Raw genomic sequence first — 12,199 nt, forward strand, 5'->3', positions numbered from 1 at the left:
GCTCCCGGTGTTCCCGTTACTCCCGTTGCCTCTGCCGTTCCGGTCGCTCCGGTCGCTCCGATCCCTCCGGTTGGTTCGGGCAAGGTAGCCCAAGACTCGTCCGGAGGAGCACAAGCGATCAATCGCGGTGGTGGAATACTCTTCACGCGTGAGTGCTACAAAGTGGTGATCGCGCCAAGCGCCGTTGATATGTAAATTGCGGCGTAAATATCCTTCTTCACGAAAGCCAGAGGCCATCAAAACTTTGCCCGAGGCAGGGTTATCCGGCAGGTAGGTTGCGGTAATACGGTGCAAGCCGATGCGGCGAAAAGCATGATCCACGCCCAGTCCGCAAGCGGCCGTGGCAACACCGGCGCCGGTGTATTTGGAATAGACCCAGTAGCCAATCCAGCAGTCACTAATTCCACCGTGCTGAATATTGCCCAGCGTTAATTGGCCGGCGAATTTCCCATTGACCTCGATGACCAAAGGCACTAACAACCCGCTGCGCGCGCTGGTTCCGAGGTAGTGAAAATGGCTGCGCCAACTTGCTTCCGAATGTGCTTCTTTCCACGTGCCGATGGCAGTCGGTTCGACTGGGCGAAGGTATTTTTCATCGGCGATGCGTTGTGTCCGCCACGCACCTTTATCGGTGGCCACAAGTGGGCGCAAGCGCACGCGCAATCCTTGGGGAAAGCGTTCGTTATCCGGCAGCAACACCGTGGAGGTTACTTCCGGCCATCCGGGGTGATAGGGATGCCGGTACGACGAGTCAGCAGGGCTTAGGCGCTGTAAGCGCCAGCCAAAAGGATTAAACACTTCAGGTATGCCCTGCTTAGCTGCGCTGCGATAAGAAGATGACGTCCACGACATCCCCAGGTCGAATTGAGGTGACGTCTTCAGGCACGCGAATCATGGCATTGGCTTCCGCCAGCCCAGCCAAAAGGTGGGCCGGCGCTCCGGTGGAGCCGGAAAGCCCTTCGACCAAGTAATCGGAGGTCTCCGCATCACGCATCAGTCGAGCCCGGATAAAACCCCGACGTCCTGGCCGTGATTCCACATGGTTAAGAGCGCGCGCACGCACGACGCGGCGATTCGCCACGCGCTTGCCCAAGCTCAAACGAATCAACGGGCGTACGAAAGTTTCAAAAACCACTAGCGAGGATACGGGGTTGGAGGGAAGCAAAAATGTCGGCGTGCGGTTTTCACCGAGCAGGCCAAAGCCCTGGACAGAACCTGGGTGCATGGCCACACGCGATGTGTCCACATCACCTAATTGATCAAGTACCTCGCGAATGACCTCAGAGCCAGCACCACCCACAGCACCGGAGATAACCAGTACTTCCGAGCGAGAAAGGTGCGTTTCGATGGTTTCTTTAATCCGTCGTGGTTCACCCTGGGCAATACCAACGCGTTGGACATCAGCACCGGCTTCTTTTGCCGCCGCTGCCAGAGAATAAGAGTTAACGTCAAAGACTTGACCTAGACCGGGTTCACGGTCGACATCGACAAGCTCTCGGCCAAAGGAAATCACGGTCACGCGTGGGCGTGGATAGACCAAGACTTTGGAGCGACCAACAGCTGCCAACAGTCCAATCTGCGCTGGACCCAGCACGGTCCCAGAAGACACAGCGACATCGCCGGGCTGAATGTCATCGCCGACGCGACGAACAAAATCTCCAGAGCGCACGGGACGGTGCGCCGTGACGCGCTTGCGTCCACGGTCCGTCCATTCTAAGGGCAACACAGCATCGGCCAGCGTCGGCAATGGCGCGCCGGTATATACGCGCACTGCCTGCCGTGGCTGCAGCCGAAGCGGCTGGCGTGACCCGGCAGGCACCTCCCCGACTACTGGAAGGGAGCGTTCAACTTCGACGCCTTCTTCCACGGGTTGTGCGCCAATAGCCTTTTCGCCTCCGACGTCGACGGCACGCACGGCGTAGCCATCGATGACTGCCTGCGGAAAGCCTGGCAGTGGCTGATTAGCCTGAACTTCCTCGGCGCACATAAGCCCCAAGGCATGAGCAATCGCCGTACGGACCGGTTCCGGCTTGACGGCCGCATCCATTACCAATGCCAGCTGTTGCTCCACAGATCGCATAATTTACAGGCCCTTCTCTGCCTCATAATTAGCAATAATCTTCTTCAACTGCGTATACAACGCAGGACCATATACTTCCGAACGCAGACCAAAGTCCACATTCGCCGGGATATACCCACCCGGATTACCCAAATCATGACGCGTGCCCTTGTGCACGACAACATGCACCGGCTCGCCTTCTTGAATGAGCAACTCAATCGCATCCGTTAGCTGCAACTCGCCACCCTTGCCCGGGGTAATACGACGCAGCGCATTAAAAATCTTACGATCTAACACGTACCGGCCCGTGGCCACAAAATTCGATGGCGCATCTTCCGGATCCGGCTTTTCCACCATGCCGATAACCTTGTGCACACCATCATCCTCGGTGGGCTCAACATCAAAGACACCATAATTAAACGTCTGCTCGCGTGGAACCTCGACTGCTAACAGCACCGAACCGCCGAGCTTATTGCGCACCGCGACCATCTGTTCCATCGCGGTCATCGGCAACACAATGTCATCCGGCAACATCACACCGAAAAACTCTTCATCATCGGTCAAAGCAGACTCCGCCAAACCCACCGCGTGGCCCAAGCCCAACGGCTTGTCTTGCTCAACAGCAATCGGATTCAACAACGAATGCGCGCGCTTGACCTTGTCAGACTGCGATTGCTTACCGCGAGCTTCCAAGGTTTCCACCAAATCCGGGAAAGCCTCAAAATGCCGCATGACCTCTTGCTTATTAGGGGCAGTAATAATGGCCAGCCTATCGGCGCCCACTGCAGCAGCTTCCTCAGCAATAAGCTCAATACCAGGGGTATCTACCACCGGCAGCAGCTCTTTCGGCACAGTCTTCGTCGCCGGCAAAAACCTAGTTCCCATTCCAGCAGCAGGAACAACAACGGTTTTAACCCACGGTGAAGCTTCGTCGCGATCATTAACCATAAGGAATAGCTTACATTCCGGCGCCGAGCATTCCGTGTTGGCACTACCCTGTGTTTATGGTTGCTTTGACTAAACAAGATATCCGACGCGCCCACACCGCTGCCCGGAAACAGCTTGACCCGGATGAAAAACAAGCCAAAGATGCAGCAATCACCCAAGCTGTTGCGGCGCAGGCACAAGGCTTGAAAGTCTCTGCGTATTTCCCGCTTGCCTCCGAACCGGGCGGGCCCGACTTTATTGAAGCCCTGCATGCGGTGGCTGCCGAGGTCTGGCTCCCCCACTCTGGAAAAAGTGGCATCTTGACGTGGTCCTTATATACCGGCCCAGATTCAATGCAGCCCGGCGCGCTGGGCATTCCGGAACCGACCGGTGTGCAGCACGATAGTTCCATTTTGGCTGAGTTGGATGTGCTGTTTGTTCCCGCCTTAGCCATCGATGGTTCAGGGATGCGTTTGGGCAAAGGCGCTGGCTATTATGACCGGGCGCTGGGTTCTTTGGCTTCTCGTCCCCGGGTTATTGCTGTGGTGTATGCCGTAGAAGTCATCGATTTCGTTCCGCATGATGAACTCGATCAACCGGTGGATTCCGTCATTACGGATTAGTACTTCACCTGCCCTGAGGATTACCGGGAACGTTTCGGCGGCGTCACGCAGTCATATAACAGTATGGCTTCCGCATCGAAATCTTCGCTTTCGCAGATGTTGACGACCCCAGGCTATGCGCGTTCGCAGTTTATTCGTCATGTCATCGGAGTCATCTTGGTGTTCGCCGCTGTAGTAGTCGCGCTGAGCGGGTTGCGGGAGAATCCGGAAATTCTTGTCTTTGCCCGTGATGTCGATGCCGGGCAAGAACTCACTGCGGCAGATACGCACCTGGTTCGCGTGCCACACGATGTCATTCCGGACGAAGGGGCTTTGCACGATCCTGATGAGGTAGTAGGCCGAATAATAACCGCGCCCGCTGTAGCGGGAGAGTTTGTCACTGAGCTGCGTTTATTGGGCGATGAGCTCACCTCGCAATTGGTTCCTGGTGGGCATATGGTTCCGCTGAAATTGGCAGAGCCCGATCTCATCTCGCTGTTGCATCACGGCGACACCGTTAACGTGGTCTCTTCGCAAGAAGATGAACTCAGCCCAGGGTTATTTTCCCCGCTCACCATCGCCGAGGGCGCCCGGGTGATAGCCACCTCCGCCGATATTTCTGCCGGTGCGCATGCCTCTTCAAATGCGAGCGTTGGATCCCCTGCAACCATTTTGCTTGCCTTGCCCGCTGACCAAGCGCAGCTGGTTGCCAGCGCGTCATTGTCGCAACCGTTGACCGTTGTTATTACTGGAGAACGGGCCGAACTTCAGTCAACTCACCACGAATAAGCCGATATAACAGCGCTAGTGGGCGTAGATTATCGGTTAGCACTGAGCTTTAGTGTTTAGAATCACTTTATGGGCAGTCGCATAGATTCTTCAAGCAAATGTGGTTACAGTCCTAACGGCTTAGTTGCTACGCAGCTGTCAATCTAAGACATTCTCATCTGAATCTGAAAAGGAAAAATCATGCTCAAGGGCTTTAAAGATTTCATCATGCGCGGCAATGTTATCGATTTGGCAGTTGGTGTCATCATCGGTGGCGCATTTACCGCCATTGTTACCGCACTGACTGATTCCCTCATTCAGCCAATCATTAACTCTTTTGGCTCCGCCGACATGGCAGGACTGGGTTTCCAAATCACGGAAAATGAAAATACTTTCATTGACTTCGGCGTAGTCATCACTGCTGTCATTAACTTCCTGATTATCGCGGGTGTTGTCTACTTCATCATCGTTGCGCCTATTAACAAGCTCAATGAGATCAACAACCGTCGTCTTGGCGTGCAAGAAGAAGCACCAGCGCCAACCTCTGAAGAACTGCTCGCGGAAATTCGCGACCTCATGGCAGCTGAAGCCAATGGCCCTACCGGTGCACATGGCATCGACCGCTCCACCGATCGTTCCACCGGAGGCGACACCGACCGTCCTACCGGCGACGACATCAAGTAAGGCTTTCTCCTTACGCATAAACCTAAGCGGGTGCTCAGCTTCATCAAGATTGCTGAGCACCCGCTTGTGCTATTTAGTTATCTCACCTGTGATCGTGGCGTATTAACCCCCGTGATGTGGTGGGCGCTGTTCTTCCCAGAACTGCTTATCGTCGCGATCCGGTGCCCCAGCATCTGCTTGTTCCTCATCAATTTCCACGTGACGGGTGTCATCAGCGGATTCCTCATTGTCGGGAAAAGCTGAGACAAAGTCTGGGCGATCGGCAGTGCGGTCATAATCAGGCGCTGTCGACTGCTTAAAAACCCGACGACGTTTACGTGGCACAGTGCTCTCCTTTGGGTATGTCTTTCTTAGGCACAAGTATAAAGGTGCCGGCTCCAGCTGCCCCGCTGGATTCCGGCACCTGATTTTTCTAAAACTTAGACGGAGTATTCCTGCAGCTGGTCTACTAAGTGGTGCACCAGCGGTGTAACCGTAGCCATGCCATCACGCACCGCGGCGCGAGATGACGCAAGGTTAATCACCACGGTGGACCCTGACACACCAGCGATACCACGGGAGGTGCAGGCATCAACTGCGCCACACGCCTGACCGGACGAGCGGACGGCTTGCGCAACACCGGGAACGATTTGGTCTAAGACATCACGCGTTGCCTCAGGTACCTTATCGCGTGGTCCCACACCGACGCCGCCAACAGTAAGAACTAAATCCACGCCGCCGACAACCGCGGTCTCAATGGCTTGGCGGATCTTCGACTTTTTCAAGCGCACCGTAATAGCACCATCAACGGTAAAGCCCGCTTCTTGCAATAACTCGGTGCACAGCTTGGAATTTTCTTCCGCTAGTTCATCCGGATGATCGGTCGCAAGGACCACCAGAGCACGTCGATAAGGCTGAGGAGCATCCTGCTGTTCTGCTGCCAGCAAATACGCGTCGTCTGGTTCATCCATTTCCAGGAGGGTCTTCGGGTGGACTAGCCCGGGCGCCGGGCTCGAGTCAGTTGTCATAGTGCTTCCGCTTCTACTAGATATGTCTTTCGGACGTGTCTGGCTGGTTATTAAACTACTCTTCCGGCAAGGTAACCTCTACCTCTCGCGAAGAATCGTCATCTTCGCGGGTAACCTCGAGGGTAATTACAGAACCAAACTCTTGGCCGCGAATAGACGCAATCAAAGAGTCCGCGTCTTCAATCGGGCGTTCATTGACCCGAGTAATAATGTCGCCTTCGGCAAGTCCTGCTTCGGCCGCTGGACTGCCTGGTTCCACGGAGACCACGTGCGCACCATCGGTAATATCACGCCCGTCGACCTGCACTCCCAGCATGGGGTGGACAACTTTGCCGTTATCAATGAGTTGCTGCGCCATACGCTGTGCAAAGTTAGACGGAATAGCAAAGCCCAAGCCAATGGATCCGGCTTCTCCACCGGTGCCCGCGGACAACGACGCAATCATCGAGTTCATGCCCACCAAGTTGCCGCTCATATCCACCAGCGGGCCACCGGAGTTGCCGGGGTTAACAGCAGCGTCGGTTTGAATAGCATCAATCAATGACGACTGTCCGCCACCCTGCGACGCACGGACCGTGCGGTCAACTGCCGAGACAATGCCGGAAGTTACCGTTGCATTTAGCCCCAGGGGTGAACCAACGGCTACGACCTCTTGGCCTACTTGCAGGGAGTCAGAGTTGCCGAATTCCAAAAATGGCAAGTCCTGAACGTCTTTAATCTTGATGACGGCCACGTCAGTATTGACATCTGAGGCGACAAATTCTGCGTCGTGCTTGCTGCCGTCATTCATGGTCACTTGCATTATGCCGCCTTGTTCCGCCGCGGAGACCACGTGGTGGTTGGTCAGAACATAGCCATCTGGCGAAATAATTGAGCCGGAGCCTTCCGAGGCCGAGCTGGAGGACACTACCTGAATAGAGACCACAGCGGGCAAGACCTTGGCAGCAACCGCTTCGGTGGTGCCGGCTTCGGCCTCTTGCCCCGTGCTATTGGTGTTGTTGACCGGTTGGCTATTTAAAATCTCACTGACCGAGGTGCCATTGTTGCTCGAGCTATTGCTGCTGACGATGTAACCGGTTAGCCCGCCGGCGCCAATACCAGCAACCAGCATCATGGCCAAAGCGGTTCCAAGACCAACGGTGCGCTTGCTTTTCGATGTCCGCGTGGCGCCTTCTTCGCCACCTACCGGCGGGACCGCTGCATCGGATTGACCTACTGGCTGTTGTCCATATTGCTGTCCATAGCCGCCAGCTGGATATACCTGTGGGTCATAGCCGGCGTTGCTCGCAGCAGCACCCGAGGCTCCATAGGAAGCCCCATAGGGACCACCCGGATTGGACTGCGCAGAGCCGTGTGGCTGTTGCGGAATCTCTTGCGTGTGCTCTGGTGGCTGATCATCACGGGGCTGGCCACCGCGAGGTTGGTTCCAGCCGCGTGAGTAGCTTTGCGACGAATCGGAGTGTTCATCTTTGGAATTCATGGTAGGTATTCTCCCTCACGAATCTTATGTAGGACTGGAATAATTCTGCTAGTCCGGAAGTGGGTTCCTGAACGTTTGCTGTAGAGGTTTATTCCTCGATCCTATCGTGTTGCCCGGACAGTGTTAACGCCAGGCAAAACAAAAGACACCTCGTAACCAAGTCAGTTACGAGGTGTCTTTCTAAAAACTATCAGCCACACGCTGAAAGCAGTGCGTTATTTCTTAGAACTGCTCTACATCTACGAGGCCGAGCTTTGCAGCCTTGACCAGACGACGTGGGATACGAACCGTTTGACCGTCGATAGTTACTTCCTGCAGGGCGACGTTGTCAGCCTTCCACTGGGAGCGACGGTGGTGGGTATTGGAACGGGACTTCTTAAACTTAGGAGTTGCCATTGTTTTCTTTCCTCCTTATGACTTCTTCTTGCGGCGAGCCATTGCGCCGAAGCGCTGGTTGAAGCGCTCAACACGGCCAGCGGTATCCATAACGCGCTGTGCACCAGTCCAGAATGGGTGGGACTCAGCGGTCACGTCAACAACGATCAGTGGGTACTCATTGCCATCTTCCCACTGAACAGTGCGGGAGGAGGTGGCGGTGGACTTGGTCAGGAACTGGCTACCAGTACCAGCATCCTGAAAGACCACCGGGTGGTAATCCGGGTGGATTTCTTTCTTCATAATACGATTCCCTCAGGGTTGAAACTTCAGGTCGGTTCTTCACTCCTACAGCGGGCGAAGATCGTGCCTGAGTTGGGTATCTTACAAACTGACAAGAAGGTCACTAACACAGCAACATTCGCAAGTGCGAAAGCGCGCGGTGATCAACTCGGACAATCATACAGATTCCAGGTATAAAACCTAAATCGTAACCTAGGGATCAATGAGTATCCTCTCCAGGTGGACATGTAAGAAGGGGTGGATAAACCATCGACAAGCATGCGATACCCAAGACTCCCAGGCGATTAGGTAAATGTAGTCGTAGGCTGTAAAGTTGTCCCTTGCTGTTGTCACTTTGTACGTAATACGCCCCGTCTACCGGTATTCGGCAGCTAGCCTGATCGCTCTTTACCTCACCTCACTTTCAAAGAGCATTGCGAAGAACGCTTAAGTCATTCTCGCGGAAGGCCAGCGCCAAAGCCATGATGTGGGCGGCTAGGAGAAAGAGAACCCATGTCGGCTATTTGCCAGGTAACGGGCCGCGAGCCGAGCTTCGGCAAGCAGGTCTCGCACTCGCACCGCCGCACCTCGCGTCGTTGGAACCCCAACGTGCAGCGTCGTCGGTACTACTTGCCCTCTGAGGGCCGTACCATCACCTTGAATGTTTCCACCAAGGGCATCAAGATCATCGATCGTGACGGAATTGAATCCGTTGTAGCGAAGATCCGAGCACGTGGGGAGAAGATTTAAGCATGGCACGTAATGACATCCGTCCAATCATCAAGCTCAAGTCCACTGCGGGTACCGGTTACACCTACGTCACCCGTAAGAACAAGCGCAACAACCCAGATCGCATCACTTTGATGAAGTTCGATCCGGTTGTCCGCAAGCACGTCGAATTCCGCGAGGAGCGATAATTTATGGCTAAGAAGTCAAAGATCGCCAAGAACGAGCAGCGCAAGGAAATCGTCGCCCGCTACGCGGAGCGTCGCGCTGAGCTCAAGGCAATTATTAAGAACCCGAACACCTCTGACGAGGATCGCCTGGACGCACAGTTCGAGCTGAACCGTCAGCCACGTGACGCATCTGCTGCACGTGTGCGTAACCGCGACGCCCATGATGGACGTCCACGCGGCTACCTCCGTAAGTTCGGCCTGTCCCGTGTCCGTATGCGTGGCATGGCTCACCGTGGTGAGCTGCCAGGCGTCCGCAAGTCCAGCTGGTAAGGGGTGTTGCAACAATGAAGCGCAATAACCAGAAGAAGTTCCGGATGGAGCAGACCCGCCGTCCGAAGAAGAACCCATTGAAGGCTGAAGGCATCGAAAAGGTGGACTACAAGGACACCAAGACCCTTCGTCTCTTCATCTCTGACCGCGGTAAGATTCGTTCCCGCCGCGTCACCGGTCTGACCCCGCAGCAGCAGCGTCAGGTTGCTACCGCGGTAAAGAACGCTCGCGAAATGGCTCTCCTGCCGTTCACCACCCGCTAATTAGTAGCCGGGTTTCAACAGCGCACTTTTGCCGTTGGCATAAAGTGTGAACGGTAAAAGTATAAATTGGCCCCTGGTCTCTTCCACCATGTAACTGGTGAAAGAGACCAGGGGCCTTTTGTTTCCCCTATGATTGGGCACCGGGTACGCTAAAGTAGGAAAACTTCTCCCCACCGCTTTAATGCAGGAAGGACGGCCATGCTGCACTCATCGTTGCGGGAACTTGCCTTACAGGCCAATCGGTGTGAGTCCACCGCCGCTGCCCGCGGGATTTTATCTGAAGCTCAAGATCTTTTGCGCAATGCCCTTCGCCACCGAGAAAGCGAGACGGAACTGACTGCGTGGTTCTCACGCCTAGTTAGTGATGTTGTTCGCTCCCCTGCTATTGCCAGCCCGGTTCGTCTTACAGGAGCAGTTAGCCGCGGGGATGCTATTCCTTCCATGCCGATTACATGGCTCGGCGAGGATGAGCAGCTGCTTGAGATTTTGGAATCAGTGGGCCTGCAGGGTCGCCAGGCCGAGGAAGAATTTCTGGCGTGGCGGGTGGATGCCGGATACCCAGTGGGCATCGGTGGAGAGCAACAGCTTCTCGATGAAGCCTTAAGCCTGCGCCCACCAGCGCTCAAGGTCGTCAATGGCTTGCCTGACCCTGACAGCGAAGTCGATATCGAGTCTTATCTACTTGCTCCCATTGCAGGCATTGCCCGGTGGGCTGCACCCTCTCCGCGACCAACGCTGGACAGATTAGAGATTGCCATCGAAAGGCAGTTGCTCAGCCCGTCGGAGTCACAGTCTTTGGCCGCGGCTTGGGAGACTGCGGTGAGCATCGCGATGCGCCGCTGGCTGGCTAACATGGATGGCCACAGCACCACGTTAGACAATCTTCCCTCACTTGACCGCACGGCCTATGGTGCTGCATGCCGCCTCGTTGCACAGACCTTTGCAGCAATCTCCGCGCGCTACTCGCAAGAAGCACCGGCTTCGCAGGAAATATCTAGCGCGCAAAATCTAAATTAGCCTCAAGCAGGGCTTTAATGTCGTATATTTGAATGTGCTTTATATAAGGAGGAATTGGTTTTATGGCTGGTGCGGTTGGACGCCCTCGCAAAAATAGCCCTCGCCGACGCGGTAGCACCGCGCGCGAGGAAATCTTGGATGCTTCCTCGGAGTTATTTACCACCCAGGGCTTTGCCAATACCTCCACGCATCAGATCGCGGAAGCTGTTGGCATCCGACAGGCATCGCTGTATTACCATTTCCCCTCGAAGACGGAAATCTTTCTCACGCTGCTAAAGTCCACCATCGAACCTTCCATTGAGTTGGCTGATGAATTAGCGAGCTCCAAGTCTTCACCAGAGTTGCGCCTGTGGGCCTTGGTTGCGGCCGAAGCACGTCTTTTGCTTACCAGCGGCTGGAATGTTGGCCGCCTTTACCAATTGCCTGTTGCCAACTCCGCTGATTTTGATGATTTTCATGATCAGCGCGCGCAGCTACAGAAAACTTTCAGTGATACTGCGGCCGAAATCGTAGGACCTGAGGATCCGCGCACTGATCTGCCTTTCCACCTCGCGCTCTCCGCCATGGAGATGCGGGAGAATAACGGTACCCCTCCGTTTCAACATTCGGATTCAGAGCTTCCGTCGACCGCAGTCGTGCTTGCCGATGCCGCGTTGCGCGTGCTCCAAGCCGATTTCCCAGATGACCGTGAGCAGGCAACGCTAGACATGATTGCTGCCAAAGAAGCGAAGAAAGACTAGCAGGGCCTACTGCCAGAGGGCAGAACCGCGTTCCAAGCGCTGCGTGGTAACTGAACGAATGGTGCGCAAGTGCTTCTTCGTCGCTTCGAGCGCTGCCTCCGCGTCTCCCCTAGAGATGGCATCCATGATTGCTTCATGCTCAGCAAGTTCATCATCGTTGTGCATATGCGCTTGTAATTCGGGGATTACATAATGCGCCCGCGCCGTTTCATCAAAGCAGCGCAGTAGTTGCGCACTGATTCGACTATTCCGAGAGGCCACCGCTATTGCACCGTGGAATTCACGGGCATAGTGCATCGCCTTGACTGGATCGGTTTCCGATGCCTCGCGCTGCAGATCCACTAGTGCCTTCATCCGTGCGACAGCCTCACCATCCGCCAAACGCGCTGCCTCACTCGCGGCATGCGGTTCAAGCAGCATGCGCACATCCGTGACTTCACGGAGATCCTGACTCGTCATGGGTCGTACCAAATAACCCTTCTTCGGCAAGACAGTAATAAGCCCTTCCGCAGCAAGCAGGTGCAGTGCCTCGCGCACTGGGGTTTTAGAGATTCCAAATCTCTCTGCGACTCGAAGCTCCGCCAACACTTCTCCCGGTGCCACCTCGCCCGTAACAATCAAGTTGCGCAGCTCTTCTACTAATCGGGGGCCAATCGGACCGGATTTCGGCGCCTGTGAGGATGAATCTTGTTCATGCATATTGTGAATTCTATAACACGATGGTAGAAATATCTTTCATGGACACTAACCAGATACCAGGAGCGGGTTC

17 protein-coding genes and 1 pseudogene are annotated in these 12,199 nt (G+C 55.1%); 9 read left to right on the forward strand and 9 right to left on the reverse strand.

What is annotated here, in order from left to right; translation table 11 throughout:
• Positions 1-90 precede the first annotated feature (90 nt).
• From CAMM_RS09320 to CAMM_RS09330, 3 genes and pseudogenes are all read right to left on the reverse strand, one after another.
• A pseudogene (locus CAMM_RS09320) lies at positions 91-798 on the reverse strand (GNAT family N-acetyltransferase); the annotation flags it as partial.
• A gap of 16 nt (positions 799-814) precedes the next feature.
• A complete protein-coding gene (gene glp, locus CAMM_RS09325; RefSeq protein WP_003846427.1) occupies positions 815-2,080 on the reverse strand; it encodes a molybdotransferase-like divisome protein Glp in 1,266 nt (421 codons plus the stop codon).
• 3 nt (positions 2,081-2,083) lie between these two features.
• The gene (locus CAMM_RS09330) at positions 2,084-3,007 is read right to left on the reverse strand and encodes a UTP--glucose-1-phosphate uridylyltransferase (protein ID WP_003846430.1); all 924 of its coding nucleotides are present in this window, start codon (positions 3,005-3,007) and stop codon (positions 2,084-2,086) included.
• A 56-nt stretch (positions 3,008-3,063) separates the two neighbouring features.
• Here CAMM_RS09330 and CAMM_RS09335 point away from each other — a divergent pair, with 56 nt between their 5' ends.
• The 3 genes from CAMM_RS09335 (at position 3,064) to mscL (ending at position 5,040) form a co-directional block, all read left to right on the forward strand.
• Positions 3,064-3,609, forward strand: a complete 546-nt coding sequence (locus tag CAMM_RS09335) for a 5-formyltetrahydrofolate cyclo-ligase (RefSeq protein WP_003846431.1) — start codon at positions 3,064-3,066, stop codon at positions 3,607-3,609.
• A gap of 63 nt (positions 3,610-3,672) precedes the next feature.
• The gene (locus CAMM_RS09340; protein ID WP_075761548.1) at positions 3,673-4,377 is read left to right on the forward strand and encodes an SAF domain-containing protein; all 705 of its coding nucleotides are present in this window, start codon (positions 3,673-3,675) and stop codon (positions 4,375-4,377) included.
• Between the two features lie 180 nt (positions 4,378-4,557).
• Positions 4,558-5,040, forward strand: a complete 483-nt coding sequence (gene mscL / locus CAMM_RS09345) for a large-conductance mechanosensitive channel protein MscL (RefSeq protein ID WP_003846434.1) — start codon at positions 4,558-4,560, stop codon at positions 5,038-5,040.
• Between the two features lie 102 nt (positions 5,041-5,142).
• Here the strand turns inward: mscL and CAMM_RS09350 are convergent, their stop codons facing one another.
• The 5 genes from CAMM_RS09350 to CAMM_RS09370 all read right to left on the reverse strand — a co-directional run bounded on the left by CAMM_RS09350 (position 5,143) and on the right by CAMM_RS09370 (position 8,205).
• Complete coding sequence (locus CAMM_RS09350; protein WP_003846435.1) at positions 5,143-5,364, reverse strand: hypothetical protein; 222 nt, start codon at positions 5,362-5,364, stop codon at positions 5,143-5,145.
• A gap of 95 nt (positions 5,365-5,459) precedes the next feature.
• Positions 5,460-6,047, reverse strand: coding sequence for a MogA/MoaB family molybdenum cofactor biosynthesis protein (locus CAMM_RS09355; RefSeq protein ID WP_003846436.1), 588 nt, complete (start codon positions 6,045-6,047; stop codon positions 5,460-5,462).
• Positions 6,048-6,102: 55 nt separating this feature from the next.
• The gene (locus CAMM_RS09360) at positions 6,103-7,527 is read right to left on the reverse strand and encodes a S1C family serine protease (protein WP_040354908.1); all 1,425 of its coding nucleotides are present in this window, start codon (positions 7,525-7,527) and stop codon (positions 6,103-6,105) included.
• A 222-nt stretch (positions 7,528-7,749) separates the two neighbouring features.
• Positions 7,750-7,923: a 50S ribosomal protein L32 gene (gene rpmF / locus CAMM_RS09365; RefSeq protein WP_003846442.1), complete on the reverse strand. Its 174-nt coding sequence runs from the start codon at positions 7,921-7,923 to the stop codon at positions 7,750-7,752.
• A gap of 15 nt (positions 7,924-7,938) precedes the next feature.
• A complete protein-coding gene (locus CAMM_RS09370; RefSeq protein ID WP_003846444.1) occupies positions 7,939-8,205 on the reverse strand; it encodes a type B 50S ribosomal protein L31 in 267 nt (88 codons plus the stop codon).
• Positions 8,206-8,697: 492 nt separating this feature from the next.
• Here CAMM_RS09370 and rpmB point away from each other — a divergent pair, with 492 nt between their 5' ends.
• The 6 genes from rpmB to CAMM_RS09400 all read left to right on the forward strand — a co-directional run bounded on the left by rpmB (position 8,698) and on the right by CAMM_RS09400 (position 11,430).
• On the forward strand, positions 8,698-8,934 hold the full coding sequence (gene rpmB, locus CAMM_RS09375) for a 50S ribosomal protein L28 (RefSeq protein WP_003846448.1): 237 nt from the start codon (positions 8,698-8,700) through the stop codon (positions 8,932-8,934).
• Between the two features lie 2 nt (positions 8,935-8,936).
• A complete protein-coding gene (gene rpmG / locus CAMM_RS09380; RefSeq protein ID WP_003846451.1) occupies positions 8,937-9,101 on the forward strand; it encodes a 50S ribosomal protein L33 in 165 nt (54 codons plus the stop codon).
• Positions 9,102-9,104: 3 nt separating this feature from the next.
• Complete coding sequence (gene rpsN / locus CAMM_RS09385) at positions 9,105-9,410, forward strand: 30S ribosomal protein S14 (RefSeq protein WP_003846453.1); 306 nt, start codon at positions 9,105-9,107, stop codon at positions 9,408-9,410.
• Positions 9,411-9,424: 14 nt separating this feature from the next.
• Positions 9,425-9,673 (forward strand): 30S ribosomal protein S18, encoded by a 249-nt coding sequence (rpsR, locus tag CAMM_RS09390; RefSeq protein ID WP_003846456.1) that lies wholly within the window; start codon positions 9,425-9,427, stop codon positions 9,671-9,673.
• A gap of 198 nt (positions 9,674-9,871) precedes the next feature.
• Positions 9,872-10,690, forward strand: coding sequence for a putative nucleotidyltransferase substrate binding domain-containing protein (locus tag CAMM_RS09395; RefSeq protein WP_050759833.1), 819 nt, complete (start codon positions 9,872-9,874; stop codon positions 10,688-10,690).
• Positions 10,691-10,752: 62 nt separating this feature from the next.
• On the forward strand, positions 10,753-11,430 hold the full coding sequence (locus CAMM_RS09400) for a TetR/AcrR family transcriptional regulator (protein WP_003846458.1): 678 nt from the start codon (positions 10,753-10,755) through the stop codon (positions 11,428-11,430).
• A 6-nt stretch (positions 11,431-11,436) separates the two neighbouring features.
• Here CAMM_RS09400 and CAMM_RS09405 read toward each other — a convergent pair whose 3' ends face one another.
• Positions 11,437-12,129 carry a GntR family transcriptional regulator gene (locus tag CAMM_RS09405; protein WP_003846459.1) on the reverse strand — a complete coding sequence of 231 codons (693 nt, stop codon included), beginning with the start codon at positions 12,127-12,129 and terminating at the stop codon, positions 11,437-11,439.
• Positions 12,130-12,199 lie beyond the last annotated feature (70 nt).

It is taken from the genome of Corynebacterium ammoniagenes DSM 20306 (genome assembly GCF_001941425.1).
GTDB lineage: Bacteria > Actinomycetota > Actinomycetes > Mycobacteriales > Mycobacteriaceae > Corynebacterium > Corynebacterium ammoniagenes.

Coding starts and splice junctions, on each gene's coding strand:
- CAMM_RS09355 (WP_003846436.1), bottom strand. CDS start 6,047: ATGACAACTGACTCGAGCCCGGCGCCCGGGCTAGTCCACCCGAAGACC.
- rpmG (WP_003846451.1), top strand. CDS start 8,937: ATGGCACGTAATGACATCCGTCCAATCATCAAGCTCAAGTCCACTGCG.
- CAMM_RS09330 (WP_003846430.1), bottom strand. CDS start 3,007: ATGGTTAATGATCGCGACGAAGCTTCACCGTGGGTTAAAACCGTTGTT.
- rpsR (WP_003846456.1), top strand. CDS start 9,425: ATGAAGCGCAATAACCAGAAGAAGTTCCGGATGGAGCAGACCCGCCGT.
- CAMM_RS09340 (WP_075761548.1), top strand. CDS start 3,673: ATGGCTTCCGCATCGAAATCTTCGCTTTCGCAGATGTTGACGACCCCA.
- CAMM_RS09405 (WP_003846459.1), bottom strand. CDS start 12,129: ATGCATGAACAAGATTCATCCTCACAGGCGCCGAAATCCGGTCCGATT.
- CAMM_RS09370 (WP_003846444.1), bottom strand. CDS start 8,205: ATGAAGAAAGAAATCCACCCGGATTACCACCCGGTGGTCTTTCAGGAT.
- CAMM_RS09395 (WP_050759833.1), top strand. CDS start 9,872: ATGCTGCACTCATCGTTGCGGGAACTTGCCTTACAGGCCAATCGGTGT.
- CAMM_RS09400 (WP_003846458.1), top strand. CDS start 10,753: ATGGCTGGTGCGGTTGGACGCCCTCGCAAAAATAGCCCTCGCCGACGC.
- rpmB (WP_003846448.1), top strand. CDS start 8,698: ATGTCGGCTATTTGCCAGGTAACGGGCCGCGAGCCGAGCTTCGGCAAG.
- CAMM_RS09335 (WP_003846431.1), top strand. CDS start 3,064: ATGGTTGCTTTGACTAAACAAGATATCCGACGCGCCCACACCGCTGCC.
- mscL (WP_003846434.1), top strand. CDS start 4,558: ATGCTCAAGGGCTTTAAAGATTTCATCATGCGCGGCAATGTTATCGAT.
- CAMM_RS09360 (WP_040354908.1), bottom strand. CDS start 7,527: ATGAATTCCAAAGATGAACACTCCGATTCGTCGCAAAGCTACTCACGC.
- rpsN (WP_003846453.1), top strand. CDS start 9,105: ATGGCTAAGAAGTCAAAGATCGCCAAGAACGAGCAGCGCAAGGAAATC.
- glp (WP_003846427.1), bottom strand. CDS start 2,080: ATGCGATCTGTGGAGCAACAGCTGGCATTGGTAATGGATGCGGCCGTC.
- rpmF (WP_003846442.1), bottom strand. CDS start 7,923: ATGGCAACTCCTAAGTTTAAGAAGTCCCGTTCCAATACCCACCACCGT.